The organism is Caballeronia pedi (assembly GCF_001544915.2).
Taxonomy (GTDB): Bacteria; Pseudomonadota; Gammaproteobacteria; order Burkholderiales; family Burkholderiaceae; genus Caballeronia; species Caballeronia pedi.
Window position 1 is genome coordinate 263,541 of sequence record NZ_FCOE02000002.1, and the last position, 24,740, is coordinate 288,280.

At 63.4% G+C, this 24,740-nt stretch carries 24 protein-coding genes and 1 pseudogene; 11 read left to right on the forward strand and 14 right to left on the reverse strand.

Going from position 1 to position 24,740, the window contains the following annotated elements:
• Nucleotides 1–9: 9 nt before the first annotated feature.
• Nucleotides 10–1,542: pseudogene (locus AWB80_RS45740) on the reverse strand (amino acid adenylation domain-containing protein); the annotation flags it as partial.
• A gap of 4 nt (nucleotides 1,543–1,546) precedes the next feature.
• Complete coding sequence (locus tag AWB80_RS03765) at nucleotides 1,547–2,845, reverse strand: NtaA/DmoA family FMN-dependent monooxygenase (RefSeq protein ID WP_244206397.1); 1,299 nt, start codon at nucleotides 2,843–2,845, stop codon at nucleotides 1,547–1,549.
• A 176-nt stretch (nucleotides 2,846–3,021) separates the two neighbouring features.
• Here AWB80_RS03765 and AWB80_RS03770 point away from each other — a divergent pair, with 176 nt between their 5' ends.
• Nucleotides 3,022–3,381 (forward strand): DUF6072 family protein, encoded by a 360-nt coding sequence (locus AWB80_RS03770; RefSeq protein ID WP_061173295.1) that lies wholly within the window; start codon nucleotides 3,022–3,024, stop codon nucleotides 3,379–3,381.
• 109 nt (nucleotides 3,382–3,490) lie between these two features.
• Here the strand turns inward: AWB80_RS03770 and AWB80_RS03775 are convergent, their stop codons facing one another.
• The gene (locus AWB80_RS03775) at nucleotides 3,491–4,186 is read right to left on the reverse strand and encodes an SAM-dependent methyltransferase (RefSeq protein WP_087130949.1); all 696 of its coding nucleotides are present in this window, start codon (nucleotides 4,184–4,186) and stop codon (nucleotides 3,491–3,493) included.
• A gap of 185 nt (nucleotides 4,187–4,371) precedes the next feature.
• Here AWB80_RS03775 and AWB80_RS03780 point away from each other — a divergent pair, with 185 nt between their 5' ends.
• The 3 genes from AWB80_RS03780 (at nucleotide 4,372) to AWB80_RS03790 (ending at nucleotide 6,493) form a co-directional block, all read left to right on the forward strand.
• Nucleotides 4,372–5,385, forward strand: coding sequence for a prohibitin family protein (locus AWB80_RS03780; RefSeq protein ID WP_244206381.1), 1,014 nt, complete (start codon nucleotides 4,372–4,374; stop codon nucleotides 5,383–5,385).
• Nucleotides 5,386–5,407: 22 nt separating this feature from the next.
• The gene (locus AWB80_RS03785) at nucleotides 5,408–5,611 is read left to right on the forward strand and encodes a hypothetical protein (RefSeq protein WP_061173298.1); all 204 of its coding nucleotides are present in this window, start codon (nucleotides 5,408–5,410) and stop codon (nucleotides 5,609–5,611) included.
• Nucleotides 5,612–5,746: 135 nt separating this feature from the next.
• Nucleotides 5,747–6,493 (forward strand): SDR family oxidoreductase, encoded by a 747-nt coding sequence (locus tag AWB80_RS03790; protein WP_061173530.1) that lies wholly within the window; start codon nucleotides 5,747–5,749, stop codon nucleotides 6,491–6,493.
• A 20-nt stretch (nucleotides 6,494–6,513) separates the two neighbouring features.
• On the opposite strand, the gene AWB80_RS03795 is transcribed toward AWB80_RS03790, so the two are convergent.
• Nucleotides 6,514–7,143, reverse strand: coding sequence for a TMEM175 family protein (locus AWB80_RS03795; protein ID WP_244206382.1), 630 nt, complete (start codon nucleotides 7,141–7,143; stop codon nucleotides 6,514–6,516).
• Between the two features lie 83 nt (nucleotides 7,144–7,226).
• On the opposite strand from AWB80_RS03795, the gene AWB80_RS03800 reads away from it, so the two are divergent.
• From AWB80_RS03800 to AWB80_RS03820, 5 genes are all read left to right on the forward strand, one after another.
• Entirely contained in the window at nucleotides 7,227–7,835 is a 609-nt protein-coding gene (locus AWB80_RS03800) for a VC0807 family protein (RefSeq protein ID WP_061173299.1), read from the forward strand.
• Between the two features lie 63 nt (nucleotides 7,836–7,898).
• On the forward strand, nucleotides 7,899–8,618 hold the full coding sequence (locus tag AWB80_RS03805) for a FadR/GntR family transcriptional regulator (protein WP_061173300.1): 720 nt from the start codon (nucleotides 7,899–7,901) through the stop codon (nucleotides 8,616–8,618).
• 103 nt (nucleotides 8,619–8,721) lie between these two features.
• Nucleotides 8,722–9,489, forward strand: coding sequence for an SDR family oxidoreductase (locus AWB80_RS03810; RefSeq protein ID WP_061173532.1), 768 nt, complete (start codon nucleotides 8,722–8,724; stop codon nucleotides 9,487–9,489).
• 13 nt (nucleotides 9,490–9,502) lie between these two features.
• Nucleotides 9,503–10,822 carry an MFS transporter gene (locus AWB80_RS03815; RefSeq protein ID WP_061173533.1) on the forward strand — a complete coding sequence of 440 codons (1,320 nt, stop codon included), beginning with the start codon at nucleotides 9,503–9,505 and terminating at the stop codon, nucleotides 10,820–10,822.
• A gap of 4 nt (nucleotides 10,823–10,826) precedes the next feature.
• Nucleotides 10,827–12,074 carry an enolase C-terminal domain-like protein gene (locus AWB80_RS03820; RefSeq protein ID WP_061173301.1) on the forward strand — a complete coding sequence of 416 codons (1,248 nt, stop codon included), beginning with the start codon at nucleotides 10,827–10,829 and terminating at the stop codon, nucleotides 12,072–12,074.
• Here AWB80_RS03820 and AWB80_RS03825 read toward each other — a convergent pair.
• The 9 genes from AWB80_RS03825 to AWB80_RS45260 form a co-directional block, all read right to left on the reverse strand.
• Nucleotides 12,027–12,986, reverse strand: a complete 960-nt coding sequence (locus tag AWB80_RS03825) for a vWA domain-containing protein (RefSeq protein ID WP_061173302.1) — start codon at nucleotides 12,984–12,986, stop codon at nucleotides 12,027–12,029. The two genes, AWB80_RS03820 and AWB80_RS03825, sit on opposite strands and share 48 nt — an antisense overlap.
• The gene (locus AWB80_RS03830; protein ID WP_061173303.1) at nucleotides 12,983–13,528 is read right to left on the reverse strand and encodes a hypothetical protein; all 546 of its coding nucleotides are present in this window, start codon (nucleotides 13,526–13,528) and stop codon (nucleotides 12,983–12,985) included. Before AWB80_RS03830 ends, AWB80_RS03825 begins: the two co-directional genes overlap by 4 nt.
• Entirely contained in the window at nucleotides 13,525–14,505 is a 981-nt protein-coding gene (locus AWB80_RS03835; RefSeq protein WP_061173304.1) for a vWA domain-containing protein, read from the reverse strand. The genes AWB80_RS03830 and AWB80_RS03835 overlap by 4 nt, the downstream gene beginning before the upstream one ends.
• A gap of 5 nt (nucleotides 14,506–14,510) precedes the next feature.
• A complete protein-coding gene (locus AWB80_RS03840; RefSeq protein WP_061173305.1) occupies nucleotides 14,511–15,389 on the reverse strand; it encodes a hypothetical protein in 879 nt (292 codons plus the stop codon).
• Nucleotides 15,386–16,249 carry a DUF58 domain-containing protein gene (locus AWB80_RS03845; protein ID WP_061173306.1) on the reverse strand — a complete coding sequence of 288 codons (864 nt, stop codon included), beginning with the start codon at nucleotides 16,247–16,249 and terminating at the stop codon, nucleotides 15,386–15,388. The genes AWB80_RS03840 and AWB80_RS03845 overlap by 4 nt, the downstream gene beginning before the upstream one ends.
• A 3-nt stretch (nucleotides 16,250–16,252) precedes the next feature.
• Nucleotides 16,253–17,272, reverse strand: a complete 1,020-nt coding sequence (locus AWB80_RS03850; RefSeq protein WP_061173307.1) for an AAA family ATPase — start codon at nucleotides 17,270–17,272, stop codon at nucleotides 16,253–16,255.
• A 156-nt stretch (nucleotides 17,273–17,428) separates the two neighbouring features.
• Complete coding sequence (locus tag AWB80_RS03855) at nucleotides 17,429–18,658, reverse strand: M24 family metallopeptidase (protein WP_087130950.1); 1,230 nt, start codon at nucleotides 18,656–18,658, stop codon at nucleotides 17,429–17,431.
• 30 nt (nucleotides 18,659–18,688) lie between these two features.
• Complete coding sequence (locus AWB80_RS03860; protein WP_061173308.1) at nucleotides 18,689–19,819, reverse strand: FAD-binding oxidoreductase; 1,131 nt, start codon at nucleotides 19,817–19,819, stop codon at nucleotides 18,689–18,691.
• 327 nt (nucleotides 19,820–20,146) lie between these two features.
• Nucleotides 20,147–21,145: a hypothetical protein gene (locus AWB80_RS45260; RefSeq protein WP_208635598.1), complete on the reverse strand. Its 999-nt coding sequence runs from the start codon at nucleotides 21,143–21,145 to the stop codon at nucleotides 20,147–20,149.
• 43 nt (nucleotides 21,146–21,188) lie between these two features.
• Between AWB80_RS45260 and AWB80_RS43840 the strand changes: the two genes are divergently transcribed.
• A complete protein-coding gene (locus AWB80_RS43840; protein WP_061173310.1) occupies nucleotides 21,189–21,422 on the forward strand; it encodes a hypothetical protein in 234 nt (77 codons plus the stop codon).
• A 584-nt stretch (nucleotides 21,423–22,006) separates the two neighbouring features.
• On the forward strand, nucleotides 22,007–23,221 hold the full coding sequence (locus tag AWB80_RS03880) for a trypsin-like serine peptidase (protein ID WP_061173311.1): 1,215 nt from the start codon (nucleotides 22,007–22,009) through the stop codon (nucleotides 23,219–23,221).
• A gap of 81 nt (nucleotides 23,222–23,302) precedes the next feature.
• Here AWB80_RS03880 and AWB80_RS03885 read toward each other — a convergent pair whose 3' ends face one another.
• Nucleotides 23,303–24,361: a glycosyl hydrolase gene (locus tag AWB80_RS03885; RefSeq protein ID WP_087130953.1), complete on the reverse strand. Its 1,059-nt coding sequence runs from the start codon at nucleotides 24,359–24,361 to the stop codon at nucleotides 23,303–23,305.
• Nucleotides 24,362–24,740: the final 379 nt, after the last annotated feature.

Sequence of the window (24,740 nt, forward strand, 5' to 3'; positions counted from 1 at the left end):
GGCGGCGCGATCGAGCTTGCCGTTGGGAAGCAGCGGCAGCACCGGCAGCGCAACGAAGGACGACGGCAACATGTAGTCCGGCATCCGCCGCGCCAGCGCGTCGCGCACGGTGGCTTCGTCGTATCCGGCCGCGGGCACGAGATAAGCGACGAGCCGCTCATCCTCCTGCAAGGCCACGGCCGCCGCCGCAACCTGCCTGTGCGCGAGCAGCGCTGCCTCGATCTCGCCGGGCTCGACCCGGAAGCCGCGAATCTTGACTTGCCGGTCCGCACGGCCGAGATAGTCGATCTCGCCGTCGCCGCGCCGTCGCGCGCGGTCGCCCGTGCGATACATCCGCGAGCCGGGCGGACCATGGGGATCGGCGAGAAAGCGCTCCGCCGTCAGGCCGGGCTGTCCGAGATAGCCGCGCGCCAGTCCCGCGCCGGCGAGGTAAAGTTCGCCCGCTTCGCCGTCGGCACAGGGCCGCAGGCTTTCGTCGAGCACGTAAGCCGAGGTGTTCCAGAGCGCGTGGCCGATTGGCGCGCCGTTCTCCAGCGTGGCGATGGCGTGCAGGCTGTCGCCGCTCGCTTCCGACGAGCCGTAGAAATTCACCAGACGCGCATCCGGCACGCGCGCGGCAAAGCGCGCGGCCAACGCAGGCGGCAGCGGTTCGCCGCTGCATATCCAGAGCGGGCACCGGTTCAGCGCGGCGTGATCGGGCTGATCGAGCAGGGCGGCGAGCAGGCTCGGCACGACCGTGATGCGGCCGATGTCCAGCCGCGCGATCTCGGCGGCCAGCAGCGCCGGATCGCGGGCGACGTGCGTATCGGCGAGTGCGACGGTCGCGCCGGCGATCAGCGGCGCGAGGAGTTCCGTGGCGCCGTCGATGAAGCTCATCGAACTCTTGGCGAGCACCGTTTCGCCGGGCGCGAACGCATACGTCGCGGCAACCCAGCACAGGCGGTTGACCAGACCGGCGTGCAGGCCGACGACACCTTTGGGCCGGCCTGTGGAACCCGACGTATAGATGACATAGGCTGCATCGAGCGGCTGCGCACGCGCGCCGCCGCGAACGGCCGTTTCGCTTTCGGCGCAGTGATCGTTGGCGGGCAGATCGACCAGATGCAGTATCGGTATGTCCTTCATTGCATCGGCCAGTTCGGCGGCGAGCGCCGTGCTGGTCAGCACGCACGAAGGCCGCGCATCGCGGGACATGAAGGCGAGCCGGTCGGCGGGATACGCGGGATCGAGCGGCAGATACGCCGCGCCGCTGCCGAGCACGCCGAGAATGGCCATCACCATGTCGAAGGAACGCGGCAGCGCGATCGCGACGATGTCGCCCGGTCCGAGCCCGCGCGACATGAGCTGATCGGCGAGCCGGTTCGCGCGCACGTTCAGTTCGGCATAGGTCATCTGCCGGGCGCCTTGCACCAGCGCCGGGGCCGTCGGCGTGCGCGCGGCCTGGCGCTCCAGCAGGTCGCACACGGTCAGCATGGCCAACTCGTCGGCGGACCAGCGCGCAGCGTCGTGGCCGCCTCCGATCTGATCGGTCAATGCGTCCATTCCGTCAGTGATCCTGATGATGACTGGCTACGAGTCCACGCGCGCGCAACTCGGGAATCACGGCGCGACCGAATTCCTCGAAGGTGCCCGGAAAATGCGTCGGCGTGATGACGAAGCCGTCGCAGCAGTCTTCGAACAAGGCTTGCAGTTGATCGGCGACGTCAGCCGCCGTGCCGACGAGACGCGGCGTGCCCGTGCTGGCCGACAGCGCGATGGCGGCGTCGTCGACGCTGACGGCCGGTTTAGCGTCGAGCAGCTTCGCGAGCCACGCCTGCGTGCCGCCGGCGTCGACGGCGGGCCGTCTGTGCTGGCTTTCGAGAATCGGCTGTAGCGGCGCATCGCCGGACGCACCCGACAGATCGAGGCCCAGCATCGCGGCCAGATAGCTTCTCGCCGCGTCCGGCGCGACGAGCGTGTCGAGATGCGCGGCGCGAGCCTCGGCGATATCGCGCGTCTCGCCGATCACCGGCTGCACGGCGGCCATCAGGCGGATGTCCTGCGGCGAGCGGCCCATGCGCGCGGCGCGCGCGCGGACGTCGTCGCGCAGTTCGCGCATGGCGGCCGGCTCGTTCTGGATGGCGAAGATGACTTCCGCCCAGCGCGCCGCGAAGTCCCGGCCTCGGGGCGACACACCGGCGGCCATCAGCGTCGGATTGCCGCGACAAGGCAAGGTCAACGGTCCGCGTATGTCGAAGTGACGGCCTTTGTGATCGATCTGACGGATCTTGTCGGCGCGGGCATAGAGTCCCGATTGCTTGTCGGCGATGAGGGCGCCTTCATCCCACGAAGACCAGAGGTCGTGACACACCGTCAGCACTTCTTCGGCGCGCTCATACAGATCGCCGTGATCGAGCGATGTCAGATGCGCGAAATTGATGGCATTGCTCGCCCCCGCCGACGTCACGATATTCCATGCCATGCGGCCCTTGCTGAAATGATTCAGTGTACTAAGCGTTCTGGCGAGATGATACGGTTCCATGAAGGTGGTCGACAGCGTGACCGTGAACCTGAGCCGCTGTGTGACGCCGATCATCGGTGAAACCAGCAGCGCGGGATCGTGACGGATCGCGCCGCTCGCGCCACGGCTCGTCATGGTTTGCCAGACGCCGTCATCGCCCATTGGAACGGCGAGCGACTCCGGCACGAACGCATAGTCAAAGCCGTAGCGATCGAGGCTGCGAGCGAGGTTCTCGTAGAGCTCGCGATCGCAGAAATCGGTTTCGCTATAGGGATGGCGCCACATTGCGCCGAAGTGACTGCCCGGAGTAAGCACATAGGCCGAAAGGAGCATGTGCCGGCGCATCACGACGCGGCTCCGATTGCCGTGTCACACATTTGCGATGCCTTTATGCGATCATTTCCACCAGGGATCATGACGAACATGCGACACCACCTTTTTACTGGTAGTCACCGGAATTTCTGCGTATATTGTTCTAGTGTGATTGAAGTTGTCAATTAAGTTTCCCTGAGGGTAATGACATGAAAGACAACATTGCAGTCGCCGAAACTCCTCATACGGAAAAAGTTACAAGCGACACGCACGCTGTGGTATGCAGCACGAGTCCGGCCACCAATGGCGTCAAGCTCGTGGGTGAAGCATTCGTTCCCGGCGCGAGTCTGTTGATGGATGGAAATGTCGTCAACGGAGCCGCACATGTCGCCGCGGGCATCGGCATCAAGATGCTGTTCGGGCCGGTGGGTCTGCTGCTCGCAGCGGCCGATTCCTACTCGAAGTCGGTGACCGACAAATACCTGTGGAATCACGTCAGTGATCTGGTCGACAAGGCCAAGGAAACCCGCAGGGCAAGAGCCGAGGCGGCACCCCCGCCGGCAGAATAAAGCCCGACTGGCGTACTGCCGGAAACACCACAAGCATCACTGAGCACTTTTCCTTCAGATGCGCCCGAAACAATCGATATGCGCGTCTGGAGGAATACGCACGCTCGTTTCAATGCTCGAGTCGCTGAAAGACCCGAAGCTCGTGCCCATAAATCAGGCGGGGAATGAATTCATCATGCACGAGAGCGAGTTGGTGATCGCGGGCCCAGGCTTCCACAGCGCCTTCGGGAACCTGCTCGACCCACTCGCGCGTGAAGACGTAATCGTCGATGTTATGGGCGAGCCGTCGCCCGCCCGGGCGCGCGGTCATGTCCTTGTAGAGAAAGATGCCGCCCGGCCTGACACGATGGACGGCGGCTGCGAATACATCGCGCCTGTCCGGTGGCGGAACGTGATGCAGGACATCAACCATCGCGACGATATCGAATGGCCCTTCGGGCGCGTGAGCGACGGACCGGATATGTTCGAAGGTCAACATGTCCTGCGCGCCGAGACGCTGCGCGGCGGCGCGCGCCGATTCGAGCGGCGGCGCCATGACGTCGCAACCCACGCCGCGGCGGATCTTCTTGGTCGCGGCGAGCACCGCAAGCAGGGAACCCGCGCCGCAGCCGACGTCGAGCACATCGGCGCCGTCGCGCACGAATTGCAGCAGCTTATCGTAGGGGCAGACATACGGGCGAATCGCGCTCAGCCATCGCAGCGGCGTGGGTGTGTCGCAATAGGCCGCGTAGAAGAAACGCCGCAATTGCGCGGGCGTTGCCGAGGCGTCTATGGAGGGAATGGAAGCAGATGCGGGAGCGAGCATATCTGTCCGGGGGTGTCGTCCGATCTTGCGCTCGATGTTACTATGCAAACACTTCTTGCGCCGCCAAATTATCCGAATTCTTCGTTCTCCGCACGAGTTGATGCCAGATGAGCACAGCGGATCCAGTCGATGACGATGCTTCCAACCCTCCGAAGCACCGCTTAGTCAGGCACGTCCGGTATCGGATGAGCCGCAGCGAAAAGTTCATTGCGGTGTCGCTGATCGTCGGCGTCATCGTGCTCGCGCTGATTCCCTTTGTGTTCATCATCATTCCGGCGGGGCATGTCGGCGTGCTGTATCGCCTGCTCAGACACGGTACTGAGACCGACTTTGTCTATCACGAAGGGCTCAACGTCAAATGGCCGTTTGATCGTATTTATACCTACGAAACCAGGACCAAGACGCTCGATGAAAGCGTCCACGCCCTCGCCCGGGACGGTCTCAGTGTCCAGGTCGAGATTTCGGTTCTGTATCGCCCGGTGCCGGATAACGCCGGCAGGTTGCATCAGGAAGTCGGCTATGAGTATGTCGACCGCGTCGTGCGGCCGATTTCACTCGGCGCGGTGCGCGATATCATCGGCAAGAGCGATCCGCATGATCTGTATCGCATCAACGTCGAAGAACTGGAAGGCCGCATACTCGAAAAGATGCACGGGTCGCCGGCTGCGGCGGGGCTCATTTTCTTCGAGCGCGTCGTGGTGCGCGATCTCGATCTGCCGACCACCGTGAATGACTCGATCAATAGAAAGCTCACGGAAGAGCAGAATGCGCAGGCCTATCAGTTCCTGATCGCGCAGGCGAAAGATGAAGCGGAGCGCAAGCGGATCGAAGCTATCGGCATTCAGACTTTCTATTCCATCGTCGCCAATTCGCTGACGCCTCAATTGCTGACATGGCGAGGCATCGAAGCGACCGTGCAGTTGTCCAACTCCAGTAACTCGAAGATCGTCGTCGTGGGCGGCGGGAAAGATCAGCTTCCGTTGATTCTCGGGAGCGATATCGCCAAACAGCCGGATCTGCCTGCGCCCAAGCCAGTGGACCCGCAGTCGCATCAGCTTCCGCAATGGCATGAGCTTCCGAAGCTTTTCCCCAAGGCGGGCGACGGAAGCTCGGGTGCTGAAAACGGTGGCGGCACCATCGGTTCAGGCAATGACAGGAATCTTTCTCAGGCCGCCAGCCCCGGCGTGAAGAAACCGTGATTCGATATCGGGAGGCGCCATCATGATCGTCATTCCAACCTTCGTCTATGTCGTGCTTTGTCTGCTTGTCGCTTATCGCGGCCGGCGCACGCATATCGGTTATCTCGGCAGCTTTCTTCTGAGCTTGTTCATCACGCCGGTAATCGTGTTCGTAGGATTGCTGCTGCTGACGCCATCGCCGGAGAATGTCGAGATCGTTTATCGCGGGGATAAGCAGAAGGTTTAGCGCGGGCCGGAGGGATCGCAGGCGTATGCCACTTGTCGTTCAGTTCTCATTTGCTGGCGCGGCGGGCATCGACGATAGTTCTGTCACGGGAAGCTTATGCCCGTGCTCTATTCTCATCCTGCCATGGAGTTTGTCATGAAGCTGAAAGACAAGGTCGCATTGATCACGGGTGGTACCTCGGGCATCGGTCTGGAGACGGCAAAGCTGTTTCAGAGTGAGGGAGCAACTGTCGTCGTGACGGGTATGAACGCCGGCCGCCTCGAAGAGGCGTCGCGCGCTCTGGAAGGTAAAGCAATGGTGCTTGCGGTCGATGTACGTGACCCTGCGCAGATTAGCGAGGCCGTATTTGAAATCGTGGCGCGTCATGGCCGCATCGACATCGTTTTTGCGAATGCGGGTGCGGGTACTGCCGCACCATTGGACGCAATCACGCCCGAGCAGATTCAGGAACAGTTTTCACTGAATTTCAATGGCGTGTTCTTTACGATCCAGAAAGCAGCTCCCCACTTATCCAAGGGAAGCTCGATCGTGGTGACGACGTCTTTCCTGAATGAAGTCGGTACGCCAGGGCTTTCGATCCTGTCCGCTACCAAGGCGGCTACCCGTTCCCTGGTCCGCTCGATCGGAGCGGAGATCGCGCCTCGCGGGATTCGGATCAACGCAGTCAGTCCGGGTCCTGTCGCGACGCCGTTCCACCGCAAACTCGGTCTTTCCGACAAGGAACTTGCCGCGACTGGCGAAGCGATTGCGGCCGCGGTGCCGCTAAAGCGCTTTGGCGATGCGAGTGAAATCGCAAAGGCGGTGCTGTTTCTGGCCAGCGACGATTCGTCGTTCATGACGGGCACGGAGATCGTCGTCGACGGCGGATTAACGCAGTTCTGACAGGATGCGGGGCGAAAGCTTCAGCGATGCAGCGTCGGGTTGCGCAGGAACGGATCGGGACGGCAATACAGAATAAGAAAGGAAGCGAGCAATCCGAGCCGAAAGAGCGGTGGCATGATAACCACCAACGCGGATATGAAGAATACCGTCAGCATGATCCACGCCCTGAACCATTGCCACCTTCGGGGATAAGCGTCACCTCTGTTCTCTCGATGATGGGAATAACTTTCCCACATCAGGACCATATAGGTGCCCTGCACCAGAAGAAACACGAGCGCATAGAGCGTGAGCGGAAAGGTGGCCATTTCGCTTTCAGCGAGCCAGGCGGTAGTAAATGGAATGAAAGATATCGCGAAGAGGTTGGCGAAATTGGCCAGTGCCAACGTGCCGGTCAGATGCTGAGCGTGCCGGAGCACAGCGTGATGATTCAACCAGACCACGGCGACGAATGCATAACTCACCGCATAGCTGACGAGGTCCGGCCATAGGCTCAACAACGCGCGGAAATCGTGACCCGTCGGCGGTTTGAATGCCAGCACCATGACGGTGATGATGACGGCAAAGATTCCGTCGGAGAGCGCATAAAAGCGCGCCAGTCGGTCTTCGGCTTTGATCATGATGTCAGTGGCTTTATCACGGACCTTCGCCATATTATTCGACAGGCGTCAGGTCTGCGCGAAACCGGTCCGACGCTGCGACGATTCACGGTGACAACCGCCATGGAGCCGTTTCAGTGCGCTACGCGTTTGCGTTCCTCGTCAATGTAATCCTGCCTTGGGTGGCATATCGGCTCGCGCTCCCGAGTCTCGGCACCGAAGGCGCGCTCCTCGCCTCGGCCGTGCCGCTGTGCATCTGGCTTTGCGTCGACCTTGCCCGCTTTTCTCATTTCGATGCCCTGAGCGCCATCGTGCTGGCCGGCATTCTGATCTCCACCTGCGTACTCGCGCTGAAACCCGCGAACTGGCTTTTGCAATCGCGCGCGCCATTGGTTAGCGGCACCATCGGTGTGCTGTTTCTGCTTTCGCTCCTGTTACGTCGCCCGCTCGTGTTTTATCTTGCCCGCTCGACGCTCTCTCGCGAGCGTCAGGGCCGCGAACGCGAATTCGACGCGATGTGGCAAAACCGCCCGCAACTCGCGCGATCGATTCGGCTGATGACAGCCGTCTGGGGCATCGGCCTCGTGAGCGAAAACACCTTGCGGCTGTGGGTGGTCAACCAAATCGACATCGAACACGCCGGACGTGATTCGACCTGGATCGGCTACGCCTGCTACGGCGGACTGACGCTCTGGACGATGCTCTATCGCCGCATGTATCTCCGCAGGCAGCAGGGTCAACCCTGATTGTTCCGATGCACCGTGCTCTGATACCTTCAACATCATACGTATGATCTAGAAGGAAATCCGATGCCGACCTTGCACCGGCAAGTGCTGAACCAGATGGGCGAGCAGATCTGCGCGGGCAAATTCGCGCCGGGCGAGATTCTGCCCGCCGAAGATGAACTCGCAGAACTGATGCAGGTAAGCCGAATCACGATTCGCGAGACGATGAAGTCGCTGTCCGCGAAGGGCATGCTCCAGGTGAGACGCCGTCACGGCACGATCGTGCTGCCGCGCTCCAACTGGCAATTGTTCGATCCCGACGTCATCACATGGCGCGCGCGCGCCGGCACGGTCGACGCCGATCTCATCCGCGACCTGATGGAATTGCGCACGATCATCGAGCCGAACGCTGCGAAGCTCGCGGCAAAGCGCGCGACGCCGGAAGACCGCGTCGCCGTGCGTCGCGCGTTCAGGGCGATGGAGCGCGCCGTCGCGGGGCAAGGCGAGTACGTGCCCGCGGATCTCGCGTTTCACGGCGCGATCCTCACCGCGTGTCACAACCAGTTCGTTCAGCAGATGCAAAACGCGCTCTCCGCGATCCTGCGCACGAGCTTCGAGTTGAGCTCGGAGATCGAAGGCGGCCCGGCGCGCTCGCTGCCGATGCACGAAGCGTTGTGCATCGCCATTGAGCAAGGCGATGCGCCTGCTGCCGAGCAGGCCGTGCTCACGCTGATCGAACGCGCGGAGAAGGACTTCGACGATCGCGCGATGCTCAATCGCACCGCGAACGACAAGCCTCTGTAGCAGCGCGTCGCCAATACGCAATTAAAGGACCGCAGCCTTGAAAGAGGCTGCGCGGGCGCGCTCGCGTCCGCGTTTTTGAATGTATCTGATCAGGGAAACAGGCATGAACAAGTTGTTCGATCTAAGCGGCCGCACGGCGCTCGTCACGGGCTCGGCGCGCGGTATCGGCTACGCACTCGTGGAAGGGCTCGCGGCGGCGGGCGCGCGCGTCATCGTCAACGGCACGAAGGCCGATACCGTCGACGCCGCGGTGAGCCGCCTGCAGGCGCAAGGCTTCGATGCGCGCGGCCAGGCCTTCGACGTCACCGATGAGTCGTCCGTCGCCGCCGCCTTCGCGGCATGGGACGCGGAGGGCGTCGAAGTGGACATCGTCGTGAACAACGCGGGCATCCAGTTTCGCAAGCCAATGATCGAACTCGCGCTCGCCGACTGGCAACGCGTGATCGATACCAATCTGACGAGCGCGTTCATCGTCGCGAAGGAGGCGGCGCGGCGCATGATCGAGCGCAAGCGCGGCGGCAAGATCATCAACATCGGTTCGCTGACGAGCGAAGGCGCGCGCGCCACTGTCGCGCCTTACACGGCCGCGAAGGGCGGCATCAAGATGCTCACGCGCGCGATGAGCGCCGAATGGGCGCCGTTCGACATTCAGGCGAACGCGATCGGCCCCGGCTACATCCTCACCGACATGAATCAGGCGCTCGTCGATAACGCGAGCTTCGACGCATGGGTGAAGAGCAGCAACCCGTCGCAACGCTGGGGCAAGCCCGAAGAACTCGTCGGCACGGCGGTGTATCTCGCGTCGCCTGCATCGAGCTATGTGAACGGACAGATCATTTACGTCGATGGCGGCTGGCTCGCCGTACTTTGACATCGGAGACATTATGGATAGCTTAAAAACGGTAGCCCCGCAAAGATGGTGGCATCTCATGCCGATCATCTTCATCACGTACAGCCTCGCTTATCTGGATCGCGCGAATTACGGCTTCGCAGCGGCGGCGGGCATCGACAAGGATCTGGGCATCACGCCCGCGACTTCATCGCTGATCGGCTCGCTGTTCTTCCTCGGCTACTGCCTGTTTCAGGTGCCCGGCGCGATCTACGCGCAGAAGAACAGCGTGAAGAAGCTGATCTTCGCGAGCCTGATCCTGTGGGGCGTGTGCGCGGCCCTGACCGGCATGGTCAGCAACATACCGATGCTGATGGCGCTGCGTTTCGTGCTCGGCATCGTCGAGGCGGCGGTGATGCCGTCGATGCTCATGTACATCAGCCGATGGTTCACGCGCACGGAACGCTCGCGCGCGAACACGTTCCTGATTCTCGGCAATCCGGTGACGGTGCTGTGGATGTCGATCGTGTCCGGCTATCTCGTGCGCAACTTCGGCTGGCGCGAGATGTTCGTGATCGAAGGCGTGCCCGCGATTCTCTGGGCCTTCGTGTGGTGGTTCACGGTGAAGGACCGTCCGGCCGACGCGCCGTGGATGAGCGACAAGGAGAAGGCCGATTTCGACGCGATCCTCAAGTCCGAGCAGGCGCATATCGCGCCGGTGCGCGACTACAAGACGGCGTTCCGTTCGTCGATCGTGCTCAAGTGCTGCGCGATTCACGCGTTGTGGAGCATCGGCGTGTACGGCTTCATCATGTGGCTGCCTTCGATTCTGAAGTCGGCGTCGAAGTCGATCGATATCGTGTCGGTCGGCTGGCTCTCCGCCGTACCGTATCTCGCGGCCATCGTGCTGATGCTGATCGCGTCGTATCTGTCGGACAAGACGCGCAATCGCAAGCTCTTCGTGTGGCCCCTTCTGTTGATCGGCATGATCGCGTTCGTCGGGTCGTACCTCGTAGGAAGCTCGAATTTCTGGCTGTCGTTCGGCTTGCTCGTGATCGCCGGCGCGACGATGTATGCGCCGTATGGACCGTTCTTCGCACTCGTGCCCGAACTGATTCCGAGCAACGTGCTCGGCGGCGCGATCGGTCTGATCAACGCATGCGGCGCACTCGGCGCGTTCCTCGGCGCGTGGCTCGTCGGTTATCTGAATGGCGCGACGGGCAGTCCTTCGGCATCCTACGTGTTCATGGCCACGGCGTTGCTCGCGGCGGTCGTCATCATGATGCTGGTACCCGCGCAGTCGGGCCAGCGCTCGACACCCAAGGGAGGCGCGGGCACGAAGTCCGATACCGTGTCTTCCGCTCTCGTGGATTAACGCAATGGCAACGCTCATCACGGACGTCAAGGTCATTCTGACCGCGCCGGAAGGCATCAATCTCATCGTCGTCAAGGTCGAGACGAATCAGGCCGGCTTGTATGGGCTCGGCTGCGCGACCTTCGCTTACCGGCATCTGGCGGTCAAGTGTCTGATCGAGGATTACTTGCGGCCTTTGCTCATCGGACGCGATGCCGAGGCGATCGAAGAACTGTGGCAGTTGATGCATCAGAACGCGTACTGGCGCAATGGCCCGATCGAAAACAACGCCATTTCAGGCGTCGATATGGCGCTGTGGGACATCAAGGGCAAGCAGGCGAACATGCCGCTGTATCAGTTGTTCGGCGGCAAGGTGCGCGAAGGCGTGCCGATCTATCGTCATGCCGATGGCCGCGATCTGAACGAACTGTGCGAGAACATTCAGCGCTATCGCGAGCAGGGCATCACGCATATCCGCTGTCAGAGCGGCGGTTATGGCGGCGGCACGTTCGGCCGCGCGCCGTCGCATGCGCCCGAAGGCGCGGCGGACGGCATCTATCTCGACAGCCGCAAGTACATCCGCGAAACGCTCAAACTGTTCGATGGCATCCGCAGCAAGATCGGCTTCGATGTCGCGTTGTGTCATGACGTGCACGAGCGGCTCAAGCCCATCGAAGCGATTCGCTTCGCGCGCGAACTCGAACCCTACGAACTGTTCTTTCTCGAAGATGCGATCGCGCTCGAAGAGGGCGAGTGGATGCGCCAGTTGCGCGAGAAGACCACGACGCCGCTGGCGCAGGGCGAGCTCTTCAACAATCCGTACGAGTGGCGCTTTCTGATCACGGAACGGCTGATCGATTTCATTCGCGTGCATCTGAGTCAGATCGGCGGCATCACGGCTGGACGCAAGCTGCAGATTTTCGCGGAGCAGTTCGGCGTACGCACGGCGTGGCACGGTCCAGGCGATATGTCGCCGCTCGCGCACGCGGCGAACATTCATATCGATCTCGCGTCGCGTAATTTCGGCGTGCAGGAATGGTCGGGCACGGAGCCGCCGAACTTCGTCATCCAGCAGCTCAAAGGACCGCGCGAGGCGTTGCTCGATGTGTTCCCCGGGCTGCCGGAGTTTCGCAACGGCTTCGTCTACGCAAACGACAAGCCGGGACTGGGCGTCGATCTCGACGAGACTGAAGCGGCGAAGTATCCGTGCGAGCGCGACGTCACGCTATGGACGCAAACGCGTCTGATGGACGGCGGGCTGCAAACGCCTTGAGCGTATGCGGGCGGGCGCCGGCAGGAAGCGCCACACGAGCAATGCGAGAGCGAGCCCCGCAGGCGCCCAGTTCAGACTGGTCGGCACGCGGTCGCGATGCGCGTAACGCTCGTCCATCATCGCCGCGGTCAAGTCTTGCGGCGCGCGCAGACGGCGATAGTCGAACGCAACCTGCTGCGCGATCGACGAGAGATACCCCTCACGCAACTCGGACAGCTCCTCGTGGCTTTCGACGCCCGCGCCCGCACGCGATTGCGGCGGCACCTGAATCACGTCATCCGCGCGCCAGTAGCCGATGCGTTGGCCGTCGCGGTCGGTGCGCGGAATGGGCGCGGGCTGATCGCCGCCGACGCCGATCAGCCAGCCCTTCACCTGGCCGCGCGGGATATCGGTCACGCGCTGATCGCCGGGCAGAACCGGCGGCGCTTCCTGCCCGTCCGTGAAGAACAGCACGCTCGTATCGTGTCCGATGTTCGTCGCCGTGCGCACGGCCGCGAAGACGCCGCCTTCGGCCACGCGGCTCCAGTTGGTCCAGCGCATGTCGCCGCCGATACGATCCAGCGAAGCGAGCAGCGCATCGAAATTGGCGCAGACCTCGATGGGCGGAACGAGCAGTAACGTGCTCTGTCCCGTGAAGATGCTCCAGCCTATCTTCGATCCGCACGGCAAACGCTCCAGACCTTCGCGCATGGCCGCGCGCGCGAAGTCGAGCCTGCTGACCGGCGCGTTTCCCGTGCCGACATCCTCGACATCCATGCTTTGCGTGATGTCGAACGTGACGATGTAGTCGTACACGTTGCGCTGGAACATCACATCGGGCATCCAGACAGCGGCGGCGAGCAGGGGCACGGCCGCGACGATGGCCCAGTTTCGCCGTTTCAGGAACGCGAGCGTCGCCGCGATGGCGCTCATGGCAGATCATCGCTTTGCGCGCCGCGCAGCTTCACGGTGGATCGCTTCTTGACTTCCGCATCGTCCTGCTCGCCGGGCGTTTCGGGTGCGAGCCACAGCGCGCGTTCGAGGTTGTAGCGCGCGTCCCAGTCGTCCGGCATCAGCCGCAGCGCCGCGCGATAGCGCTCCTTGGCTTGTTCGAGCAGCGGCAGCGAGCGGATCGGGCCCGCGCCGTCCGCGCCGGCCGCCTCGCGCAGATGCATGTTGCCGAGATCGAATAGCGCTGCGGCTCGTATCGCGTGATCGTCTTGCTGCGTGACGAGCGCATCGAAGAGCCGTTGCGCTTCGTTTGGCCGTCCCGCTTTCGCGAACGATACCGCGCGCGCGAGCCGCACTTCGGGCGCGTCGTCGTGTTGCTGCGCGTCGGGGCCATTCGACGTGACTGCATTCAGCGCCGCCGCGACAGCTTGCGCGTGCCGCAGCATCGCCCATTCGTAGGCGGCCATCGCGGCGAAGCAGAGCGCTGCTGCGCCGAATGCGAGGTGAACGGCGCCGCGCCTCATGACCAGCTCCGTACCTGAACGAGCCGCAGCGCCAGCAGAGCCGCGCACGCGAACAGCGCGAGCGCGAAGCACAGCGTGCTGCAATCCTGCCGTGGCAGGCGCTCCTCGAATGTCACGACCGCGCTGTGCTGCCGGTCGATGTCCGACATCGCAGTGGCCATCGCTGCCGCGTCTTCCGCCTGATACAGCCGGTAGGGCGATGAAAGCCCCTGAAAATAGCGATGCAGTTCCGCTTCCTCGGACTGGTCGTCAGCGAGGGTGGGCTTGGTGAGATCGGGACTGTAGACGCCGCTTCGCAGATAAACGAAGTACAGCGCGACGCCGTTGCGCGCGAGGCCGCCGCTGATCGCGGCGCGCGCGTCGGCATCGAGATGCGCGCCGCCATCGGAGACCAGCACGATGGCGCGGCGGCCCGCGTAGCTGTGTCCATCGAACTGACGGATCGCGGCGATCAGGCCGCGGTCGAGGCGCGTATCCGGGGTGCCGCGGCCGATCGCGGTGCCTGACAGCGCCGCGTCGATGATGCGGTGATTCGCCGTGAACGGCACGGCGAGAACGGGGCTGATGCCGAACATCATGAAGGCGAGCCGGTCGTCCGGCCGCCCGGCGACGAAGCGTTCGAGCGCGTGGCGCGCCACGGCGTTCTTCGATTGCCCGCGCGGCTCGGCGACGGGCGTTTTCGACATCACGCCGTCCATGCTGGCGCTGCGATCCATCAGAATGAGGATCTCGGACGCGGTGCCGGTGCGCATGACCTGAACATGCGAGCGCCCCGGACCGGCCAGCCCGAAGACCATCGTGAGCATCGCCAGCATCGCGCACAGGCGGCGCGCATGGTCGATCGCTGCGCCGATGGCATCGCGCGGCAGCCAGTCGATCGACGAATACGAGAACGCCTCCGCTGGCCTCGGCAGCAAAGGTAAGAGCGCGAGCGGCAGCATGAGCAGGAGCCAGGGTCGGAGGAAATCGACAGGCATGGCCGTCAGCGCCTCTTCTCGGCCTGATACAGCGCTCGCGCGAAGTCGCGCAGCGCGAACGGCGCAGATGCGCCATCGCGATTGAAGAAGCGCTGCTGCGAGCTTGCATAGAACGCTTCGACGCGCGCGCGGAGCGCTTCGAGATACGGCGCGCGCGCGAGCAACGCGTGCAGCGACGCGGCGTGAACGACCTGACCGGCGGCTTCGTCGAGCGCGCGGTGCAGATGACGCCATGCCTTATCGTTGGCGTCGATGTCGCGTGTGTCGAGCGTGCGAATCGCCTGCCACGCGCGGGCGAAGGGCAGCCGTCTCGCGTCCTCGCGCCTGCGCCACGATGCCCACGCGGCCCAGCCCGCCAGCGTGACGAACAGGAACGCAAGCATCGCCAGCATGCGGCGACGCGGCTCCGTCTGATCCGGCGGCGCGACGATGCGGTCCGGCCTCAGCGGCTGAAGATCGCCCGCGCGGAACGACGCGCGCGGCGTCAGAGGCGCGACGCTGATCGGCCACGCGGCCACATGCAGCGTCGCGCCGTTGGCCGCCGCGAGATCGAATGCGGGCAGGTCGGCTTGCGTGAGCGTCTGCGCGGCGTTGACGATCTGATAGTCGATGACCATCCACGCGCGGCCCTGCGCGTCCCGCTCGATGCGCGGCGCGCGGCGTTCGAGCCACACGCCGACGCGTCCCGCCGATGGCATCGGCAGGTCGCGCAACGCTTCGCCATCGACGGAAAGGAGCACGCGTTGTGTCAGCACGTCGCCGAGAACGTGACCGAACGCGCGCGGTTGCTCGACGATGGCATCCTGGGCGTGGCATGGGTAGTTCAGCGCGACCGTCATCGCGACGATGGCCATGCGCACGGCCCGCGCGCTGCCGCGTCTCATGCGGCGCTTTCCAGAAAGTGGCGGGACAGCGCTTCGGCATCGAACGTGCCTTCGACGAAGAAGGGATGCGCCCCGCGCCTGCCGAGCGCCGTTTTCAGTTCGACGCGCCGTCTCGCGACGTTCTCGCGCCACTGCTGCACGAGGCGCGGCCGCAGCCAGAGCGTGCGCTTGCCGCCGGTTTCCATGTCGCGCACCGGCAGGAAGCGGCCCGCGTCCGGCGGCTCGATTTCGGCCTTGTCCCAGATCACGATCGGCACGACGCGAGCGCTGACGAGACGATCCAGCGCCGCGTCGAGTCGCGTGAGCGGCCAATGAAAGTCCGATACCAGAAACACCAGTCCGCGGCGGCCCGCAAGACGGTCGAGCGTGCGCGCAAGACCCGCATCGCCATTCGCGGTGTGTGGCGACTGCGTGCAATGGCGCAGCAGCGCCGCCATTTCGTCGCCGGCGGCGCGGCCGTGCCGGGGCGGCACGAAAAGATCCTCGCGCGCCTCGTGATCGAACGCGAGCATGCCGACCTGATCGCCGGCGCGAAATGCGCTATAGCCCAGCGCCTCGACGAAATCGGCTGCGAGATCGAGTTTCGTGCGTTGCGTGCCGAAGCGCATCGACGCGGACACGTCGACGATCACCTGTACCGGCACCGCGACGCGCTGCAGATGCAGGCGCACGAGCCACTGCGGCGGCACCGAGCGCTGGCTCGCGCGCAGATCGAGCCTGCGCGGATCGGGGTGGTCGAACAGGCGCGCGTGCATGGCGAATTCCTGTCCCGCGCCGAAGCTCGTCCCCGGATGCGAGCCTGGCCTGAAGCCGCGCGCGCGTCCCGGCAGCCGATAGTGGAATTCGACCGGATCTTTCATGATTCAAGGCACCGCGATCTTCTGCACCATCGTCGCGATGAGTGCTTCGGCGATCTCGTGCCGGCGCATCTCATACACCGGCGTGAAGAAAACGCGATGACCGAGCGCGGGCAAAAGCACGGCGTGCACGTCCTCGGGCAGCGCGTGCAGACGGCCATCGAGCCAGGCGTTCGCGCGCACCGCGCGCACCAGAGCGCTCATGCCGCGAGGGCTTGCGCCCGCGAGAATCAGCCGTTCCATGTCGACGTCATCGATCTCGATGCCGAAGCGCTGCGGCGTTTCCGTCGCCTGCCAGATGTCGAGCACGTACTTCTCGATGCTCGGGCTGAGGCTCACGCCGCGCTGGATCGCCGCGCCGATCTCGTTTAGCCGGGCGGCATCGATCACGGCGGCGGGGACGGCTTGCATGAGCGCGTCGGCATCGTGGAAAACCGGATCGAACACGAGAGCGCGGCGCACGTCGGCACTCGACGGCGTCGGCATGTTGAGTTCGAACAGGAAACGGTCGCGCGCGGCGGAGGCTAGTTCGAAAGTCTCGTCCTTCTCGACCTTGTTGCGGTCGGCGAACACGGTCAGATGCGGAAAGCGATAGTCGCGGCCGAATGCGGACACCGTGCGCTCGGCCATCGCGCGCAGCAGCAGCGATTGAACCTGCGGCCGCGAACGGTTGATTTCGTTGAAGAAGAAGGTGGTGAGGTTTTCACCGTGGCGCAGAAGTGGACCGGGATCGATGCGCGGCCTGCCGTCCGCGTCGACGAAGGTGTGATAGATCAGATCGCCGGGCATCAGGTCGATGGTGCCTTCGATGCGCTCGAAATCGCCACCCGTCGCCCGCGCGAACGCGCGCAGCAAGGTCGTCTTGCCTACGCCCACGCCGCCTTCGAGCAGGACGTGTCCGCGCGCATACAGTGCGACGTTGATCAGATGGATCGTTTCCTTCTGACCGACGACGGCTTGCGCGACCGCGGCTTCCATCTTCAGGGCGTCGCCGCGCCAGTCCTGCAGTTCGCTTTCCGATGCCATGGTTATCGTGACGAGGCGAGCGTGAATGACCGGATGCGTGATCCGGGCGCTGCCGTGCGTCGAATGCATAAGACGTGCCGACCCGACATGTCGAGTCGGCACGCGGATAAGCGGGGCACAGTGTCATCGCGCGAGACATACTGTGGCAGGACTGGCTCACAGCCAGTCGGTTTCGAAGCCGCACGCCGTGAGCGACACGCAACCCTGCTCGGTAAGCACGACCTGCTGTTCCAGCTTCACGCCCTGCTTGCCGCCCTCAGCGCCGATATAGCTTTCGACGCATACCGTCATGCCCGCCTCGAACAGTCCGTCGTAGCCCGAGCTGTCCCAATCGACCTGATGCGCGATCGACGGATATTCATCGACCATGCCGATGCCATGCGCGAGGCAGCAGTAGCGGTTCCTGACGAACGGGTCCGGAATCTTCCACGCCTTCTCGGAGAACTCGCGGAACGTCATGCCAGGCCGAAGGAGCTCCATGTTGTAGTGAACCTGCGCGTAGGCATGTTCATAGAGCGCGCGCTGCTCGTCCGATGGCCGGCCGTCGCCTACCAGCCAGGTGCGCGAGATATCGGAGCAGTAGCCGTGCGGACCGACCATGTCGGTGTCGAACGCGAGGAGATCGCCGTCCATCAGCACGCGCGATGAGCATTCATGCATCCACGGATTCGTACGGTCTCCGGAAGCGAGAAGGCGCGTTTCGATCCACTCTCCACCATGCCGGATATTTTCGAAGTGAAGATGGGCCCAGAGTTCGTTCTCGGTGATTCCGGGGCGCAACTCACGTCGCATTCGCGCGATGCCTGTTTCGGCGGTGCGTAACGACTCGCCGATCAGGACGAGCTCGCCGGGAGACTTGATCAGCCGTGCCGTCTCCATCAAGGCCTGACCGTCCAGTAACGTGATGCCTTGCTTCTCCAGACAGGCGCTGCCGAACGGGTCGAGCCGATCGACCGCCAGACGCTGGTCGCCCGCAGCGTGCTTCCGAAAGACATCGATGATCTCGGCGGCCCAGACTTGCGCGCGGCGCTCGGCTTCATGACCGGCGTTGAAGAAGGTCCAGCTCAGGGCATGCCGCAACTCGACATCGAGATTCAATCCGTCCCAGACATGCTCGCTGCTATGAAACTCCCACGCGATGATGCGGCCATCGGCGAACACCATGATGTATCGCGCGGGATTGCGTCCCGCCCAGACCTGCATGTTCGACGTGTCGGTCGCATATCGAATGTTGACGGGGTCGTACAGCAGGATCGCGGGGACATCGTGCGCGCGCAATTGCGCTTGCACCCGCGCGAGCCTGGATGCGCGGACGTCGCGTAATAGCGCTTCCTTTCCACCTTGTTCAACCGTGCTCTTCGCTTCGGACAGGCGGTCGCCGGCCATGCTGTCGCTCCTGGAGAGTTCGAAGATGCGTCAGAGTTCGAGCACGAGATCGGAAGTCGGCCGGCTGCAGCAGAGCAGCCGGAATCCTTTCTGCACTTCTCTGTCGCGGATGCCGCCGTTGTGCTTCATATCGACCGTGCCTTCTATCAGCCGCGTCTTGCACGTGCCGCAGACGCCCTGACTGCATGACGACGGTATCGAAACGCCGGCCTTTCTCGCCGCCGAAAGCACCGTTTCGGCGGGGCTCATGCTGAAGCTTCTCGACGAGCGCGAGAGCTTCACGGTGAACGTCTCCTGTGTAACGGGCGTGGCTTCGGGAGCGGGCTCCGGCGCGACACCGGCGGTGATGTCGAAGCTCTCCTGGTGATAGCGCGCCGGATCGTGTCCGCCTTCGCGCAGCAGCGTGCGCACGGCGTTCATGTATCCCGCGGGACCACATGTGAAGACTTCGCGCTCGGCGTAATCGGGCGCCCACTCGGACAGCAATCGAAGACTGAGCCTGCCCGTCGGTCCTGTCCAGTCTTCTTCATCGCCGATGCCTTCGCAGACGAAAAAGGTGCGAAGGCGCGGAGACAACTCGGCGAGTCGCTGCAGTTCCTTCCTGAAGACGATATCGGCAGGCGTTCGCGCGCTATGAACGAAGACGACGTCACGATCCAGCCCGAGATCGATGCTCGCGCGCGTCATCGACATCAAGGGAGTCACGCCCGAACCCGCCGACAGATACAGCGACTTCGCGGAAGCGGCGGCGGTCGCGGTGAACGTGCCGGACGGGCCATAGGCGCGCAGAAGGCTGCCCGGTTTCATCTGGTCGTGCAGCCAGTTCGACATGACGCCGCCGGGTACGCGCTTGACGGTGATCGAGAGTAGATAAGCGCGCGTAGGCGGCGATGAGATCGTGTAGCAGCGCTCCACCGATCGCCCGTGCACATTCGCCGACACGGTCATGAACTGACCGGGCTCGAAACGCACCGGCGCGCCATCGCCGACACGGAATTCGAAAGTCCTCACGTCGTGAGTTTCGTCGACGACGCGGCAACAGGTCAGCGTGCGTTGCTCGCCACTCGGCCAGAGCTTGCCGCCACTTTCCCACGTGCCGGGGTCCGAAAATCGATCGTCCGTTTTTGGCGCGGGAGTGAAAATTCTTTCTACCGAGTTCATGGCATCAAGTCTGTTGAAACGTCTGCTCGACGTGCGGGTGCGGATGGTGGTGGGTTCGCGAAAGCTTCCTTCGGTCGGTGGACTGCTCGATTGCTTGCGCTTGGGTCCGAGTATTGGATTGCGCAAAAACACCGTCAATGCGCTTTATTTTCCGGGCGCCATTACTTTAGGTTATGCGAGCGGCGGAACGTTGCCGGTGCGGAGGTCAAGTCTGCAGTTGGCTCGGTGGAGAACGCAAAAAGAAAAACCGATGCCCGGTAAAGGGCATCGGTTCTTCACTTGCGCTGATCAGTTGATCAGTAATGCGATGGTTATGCTGCCGCTCGATCAGCGGCCACGGCCGCCGCCACCGCCGCCGCCGCCGCCGGCGCCACCGCCGCCGTTGCCGCCACCACCGCCGTGGCCGCCGCCACCATGGCCACCACCGCCGTGACCGCCGCCCGAGCCGCCGCCATTGCCGCCGCCGTTACCGCCGCCATTGCCGCCGCCGTTGCCGCCGCCGTTACCGCCGCCGTTACCATGACCGCCGCCGGAGCCGCTACCGCCGTTGCCATTTCCGCCACCGTGACCAGCGCTGCCATGACCGCCATCGCCATGGCCGCCGTCGCCGTGCCCGTTGCCATCGCCGTGACCCTGGCCGTGGCCGTCGCCGTGCCCGTTGCCATCGCCGTGACCCTGGCCGTGGCCATCACCATGTCCGTCGCCGTGGCCATCGCCGTGGCCGTCGCCGTGGCCGTCGCCGTGCCCGTTGCCATCGCCGTGACCCTGGCCGTGGCCATCGCCATGTCCGTCGCCGTGGCCATCGCCGTGCCCGTCGCCGTGGCCGTCGCCATCGCCGTGACCCTGGCCGTGGCCATCGCCATGTCCGTCGCCATGTCCATCGCCGTGCCCGTCGCCATCGCCATGACCATGACCATGGCCATCGCCGTGCCCGTCACCATCGCCGTGGCCGTGACCATGGCCGTCGCCGTGTCCGTCGCCATCGCCATGGCCGTGACCATGGCCGTCGCCGTGTCCATCCCCGTCGCCATGACCATGACCGTGGTGCCCATGGCCACCCGTATCGCCGCCGGAATCACCTCCGCCCGAATCGCCGCCACCGGTATTTCCGCCTCCGGGAGCGCCCGACGATCCGTTCCCCGTGCCGGTGCCAGAGCCCGAACCCGTGCCGCCCGCGCCCGCCGTTGCGCCCGGTCCGGAGCCGGTCGAGCCCTGACCGGCGCCCGAACCGCTCGTGCCGCCCGCGCTGCCCGCGCTGCCGCCCGCGCTTGCTCCGGTCGATCCGCTCGATCCGGTGTTGCCGTGACCGCCTTGGATCAGGGGCACGACAGGCGACGTCGTATCCGCCGTCGATTCCGTGGCCGGAGACGTGCCCGCTGGCGAGTCCGCCGCCGCAACGGTCATCACGGCGCTCAGAACGATCGGCGCGCATCCCGGAGATGTCTGGTTCGTGCAAGGATCCGCCGCCGTTTGCGCGGACGCAAAATTCGACACGGCCGCGGCGATCACGATCACGCTGAGTTTGATCGCGGTATTTAACGTCAATTTTTTAGGATTACTCATGGTTGCCCCTTATGGTCTTTCTTCGCCACGCGTCACCTGAAGCGTCAGATGCGACGTGGGGCAAGAATGACAGGCTCCATGGAGCGTTCTGTGCGGTACATAACCCGAAGCGGGGCCACAGTCGCTTTACGTCGTGCGAGACCGCGCAGAGAACGTTTGCGAGCAGTCGGAAAAGCCGGACGGTGATCGCCCGCTACGGCTTCGTTCGCCGGATTTGTGACTTGCGATGCCGGACGAGGGCTGCCGTCGACATCGAGAAAAGAAGCGCGTTCGTCGTTACCCGATGCGAAAGCTTTCTATCGGTTGATAGTAGGCTATCTGTATGGTTGAGGAGCCGTCAAACGAACTGTGTGCTCTGGGCCGCAGAGGCTGTCAGACGATATCGCCGCGTGGGAAACCGCACATATCCGCTGACCAAAGAATCAGTACCGAGATGCGCAAATTTATGGACTAGAGTTCCTTATTGTTCGCTTTACTGATTGTCACGTCGATTCGTCGAAGTTAAGCGTACGCCGGAGGAGAAGAATGCATCGCTAATACAATGATCTTCATAAGACTTAGGAATACCAATCAACGGAAGCCGATAAACATCCGACACATCTTATCTATCAGCCGGAGGATGTCATGCAAAGATGCAAACCAGTCGCCTGCATCGGGGCGACGGCAGTCGTCGCACTGTCGATGGCGAGCGCGGGAATCGCCCGTGCGGACGATGAAGTCGTCGTGAATACGAACTCCTCCGAGGCACGCACTGCGACGGCGGATGTGTCGAATCTCAAGCCGGTCGTCAACGTGCTGCTTCCGCCCGACACCTCTTCGATCGTGCCGAACACCGACCCCGGGCCCTATACGCCGGGCATGAAGACGCAAAGCGGCATCGTGAACAATACCCAGACGAGAGCCTTCGGCGATTTCGGCATTCCATATACGACCGGCCGCGTGCAGGACGGCAACCAAAGCGCGTCCGGCACCACGACCGCGAATTACCTCAGCACCACATATCCGTACCGGGCGATCGGCAAGCTCACGTTCTCGGCCGGATACTGCACGGCAAGTCTGATTCGTCGCAGCGTGCTCGTCACGGCGGCGCACTGCATCCAGACCTTCGGCAGCGGCGGCACGCTCTTTTCGGGCTGGCAGTTCATTCCCGGACACTACGGCGCGTCCGGCGCCACGGCCGCGCAGATCGCGCCTTACGGCAGATGGTCGTGGGCCGCGCTGGTCCGGCCATCGACATGGGCGAACGGCACCGATACCGGCTCTGGCTCCGCGCGCAACAACGATGTCGCGGTGATCGCGCTGGCGAAGAATGCATCGAACCAGTTCATCGGCGATATCACTGGCTATCTGAACTATGGATGGAACAACTATTCCTTCATATCGTCGCCCAAGACCGGCAATCTTCAGACGGCGGCCGTCTCGACGTTCGGCTATCCGACACTGCTCGATGGCGGCGCGATCATGCAGCGAACCGATGGCCCGACCTATACGACGACCGTCAGCGGCGCATCGCAACTCTGGCAGGGAAGCAATCTCACGAGCGGTGCGAGCGGCGGTCCGTGGATCGTGAACTTCAGAGCGCGCGACGCCGCGCTCACCGGCGGCGCGGTCGTGGGCAATTCGTCGAATCTTGCGATCGTCGGCGTCACGTCGTGGGGATCGTCGGACCCGAACGCGCCCAAGGACAACTACGCGTCGCAGTTCCGTCAGAACACGCAGTATCCGAACGCGACCTATGGCAACTACGGCTCGGGCAATATAGCGTCGCTGCTGAATTCGCTGTGCAGCAGCGCGGCGCCAGGCGGCGGTACGTATGCATCGCAGGGCTATTGCAACTAGCGCGGCTGAAACGAAACGAGCGACCGCATCGGGTCGCTCGTGGAAAAGCTGACTCAGCGGGGCTGCCGAGCCTCGCGCAGCTTACATCGGATGGCCGGCGACGAAGTTCTTGTAGGCGTAGTACGCAGCCTTCGGCGTCTGACCGTCCGACTTCATCAGGCCGAAGTTGCCTTCGCTGTCGTCATACAGTTCGAACGCCTGAATCGACTGAATGTTGTACTTCGACGCGACGCTCTGGAACTGCGCCATCATGGTGTTGCCCGCCATGTAGTTCGCGATCTGCTGATCGGTGCCGTAGTTCGGACGCACGCCGAATTCGTTGATCCAGATCGGCTTGCCGAACGAACGGAGCACTCCCAGCATGTCGTAGCAACCCGTGCCGCCGCAGGCGCGCGTCATGTCGCCCTGGTTCGAATACCAGTGCCATGCGGTGATGTCCCAGTTCACGGTCGGATGACCGTGGGTGCCGTCAGGCTGCGAGCCGTCCATGAGCATCTGGAAGAACGCGTAGTGCAGCCACGTGCCGTTCACGACGATCTTCGCCGAACTGTCCACCGACTTCACGCCCGCGATCAGACCGCGAATCACGCCGCGCGCGACCACGAACGGCTGATTCTTGTAGTGCGTCCAGTTCGTGCCGTCGACATTGCCGGTGAGCGCTTGCGCTTCGAGTTCGTTGGCGACTTCGTAGTACTTGTACTTGTAGGTGCCCGCGACTTGCTGGCCGAGCGTGTAGCCCGCGTTGTAGGCAGTCTGCTCGTTGCTGTAGCCAGTGCCGAGCAGGATCACGGGGTACACCGTGATGCCGCTGGCCGCCATCGTCTGCGCCATCTTCGCGACGACCTTCGCCGAGTTCAGGCTATAGACGTCGTTACGGTAGATTTTCGCGCCCAGGTCCTGCAGTTGCGCAAGCTGGGTCGCGACAGCCGTGGAGTCGTATGCGCCGCCGTTGGTGTTGCGGCCATTGGCGCCGTAGAAGATCGAGGTGCTGGTCGATGCCTTCGCGGTCGATTCCGGCAGAGTGGCGCTTTTGCCGGTCGCGTCGAGCGCGCCATCGGCGTCGCCGCCGCCGCAAGCGGCGAGGAACACGCTCGTGAGTAGGGCGGTCGCGACCGCTGCGGCCTTACGTGCCGAGAACATGTTGAAGGTGCGAATAGAAGTTCGTTCTTGAGTCGTCATTTGCGTTTAGCATTGCTAAGAGTCATTAGCACGATGCCCGTGAGTTCGAGCACGCTGTCTGGCCTTTTCGGCGATGCGCGATCCAACGATATGTGCGTTGGGATGACGGTGATGATTCGTGTCGCCGTCGGGATGAGTTTAGTTAGTCATCCAAACGACATATCCGAAGCAAGTCTGGTTGCTCCGACGCCAGAGTCGAGGCGCGGAATGACAACCGGAGCGGCACGGATTCGCTGATAAGGTCCAGCGCGCGGCACGGCAAGCGCTCTGGATGGCGGAGTCGGGCAAACGATTGCGTTTGCCCGCGCGGGCCTTACGAAATGACAACGAGCTCAGTTCG

Excerpts from the sequence above, each read along its gene's own strand:
- AWB80_RS03765 (WP_244206397.1), bottom strand. The coding sequence starts at position 2,845 with ATGCGCCGGCACATGCTCCTTTCGGCCTATGTGCTTACTCCGGGCAGT.
- AWB80_RS03770 (WP_061173295.1), top strand. The coding sequence starts at position 3,022 with ATGAAAGACAACATTGCAGTCGCCGAAACTCCTCATACGGAAAAAGTT.
- AWB80_RS03775 (WP_087130949.1), bottom strand. The coding sequence starts at position 4,186 with ATGCTCGCTCCCGCATCTGCTTCCATTCCCTCCATAGACGCCTCGGCA.
- AWB80_RS03780 (WP_244206381.1), top strand. The coding sequence starts at position 4,372 with ATGAGCCGCAGCGAAAAGTTCATTGCGGTGTCGCTGATCGTCGGCGTC.
- AWB80_RS03785 (WP_061173298.1), top strand. The coding sequence starts at position 5,408 with ATGATCGTCATTCCAACCTTCGTCTATGTCGTGCTTTGTCTGCTTGTC.
- AWB80_RS03790 (WP_061173530.1), top strand. The coding sequence starts at position 5,747 with ATGAAGCTGAAAGACAAGGTCGCATTGATCACGGGTGGTACCTCGGGC.
- AWB80_RS03795 (WP_244206382.1), bottom strand. The coding sequence starts at position 7,143 with ATGGCGAAGGTCCGTGATAAAGCCACTGACATCATGATCAAAGCCGAA.
- AWB80_RS03805 (WP_061173300.1), top strand. The coding sequence starts at position 7,899 with ATGCCGACCTTGCACCGGCAAGTGCTGAACCAGATGGGCGAGCAGATC.
- AWB80_RS03810 (WP_061173532.1), top strand. The coding sequence starts at position 8,722 with ATGAACAAGTTGTTCGATCTAAGCGGCCGCACGGCGCTCGTCACGGGC.
- AWB80_RS03815 (WP_061173533.1), top strand. The coding sequence starts at position 9,503 with ATGGATAGCTTAAAAACGGTAGCCCCGCAAAGATGGTGGCATCTCATG.
- AWB80_RS03820 (WP_061173301.1), top strand. The coding sequence starts at position 10,827 with ATGGCAACGCTCATCACGGACGTCAAGGTCATTCTGACCGCGCCGGAA.
- AWB80_RS03825 (WP_061173302.1), bottom strand. The coding sequence starts at position 12,986 with ATGAGCGCCATCGCGGCGACGCTCGCGTTCCTGAAACGGCGAAACTGG.
- AWB80_RS03830 (WP_061173303.1), bottom strand. The coding sequence starts at position 13,528 with ATGAGGCGCGGCGCCGTTCACCTCGCATTCGGCGCAGCAGCGCTCTGC.
- AWB80_RS03835 (WP_061173304.1), bottom strand. The coding sequence starts at position 14,505 with ATGCCTGTCGATTTCCTCCGACCCTGGCTCCTGCTCATGCTGCCGCTC.
- AWB80_RS03840 (WP_061173305.1), bottom strand. The coding sequence starts at position 15,389 with ATGAGACGCGGCAGCGCGCGGGCCGTGCGCATGGCCATCGTCGCGATG.
- AWB80_RS03845 (WP_061173306.1), bottom strand. The coding sequence starts at position 16,249 with ATGAAAGATCCGGTCGAATTCCACTATCGGCTGCCGGGACGCGCGCGC.
- AWB80_RS03850 (WP_061173307.1), bottom strand. The coding sequence starts at position 17,272 with ATGGCATCGGAAAGCGAACTGCAGGACTGGCGCGGCGACGCCCTGAAG.
- AWB80_RS03855 (WP_087130950.1), bottom strand. The coding sequence starts at position 18,658 with ATGGCCGGCGACCGCCTGTCCGAAGCGAAGAGCACGGTTGAACAAGGT.
- AWB80_RS03860 (WP_061173308.1), bottom strand. The coding sequence starts at position 19,819 with ATGAACTCGGTAGAAAGAATTTTCACTCCCGCGCCAAAAACGGACGAT.
- AWB80_RS03880 (WP_061173311.1), top strand. The coding sequence starts at position 22,007 with ATGCAAAGATGCAAACCAGTCGCCTGCATCGGGGCGACGGCAGTCGTC.
- AWB80_RS03885 (WP_087130953.1), bottom strand. The coding sequence starts at position 24,361 with ATGTTCTCGGCACGTAAGGCCGCAGCGGTCGCGACCGCCCTACTCACG.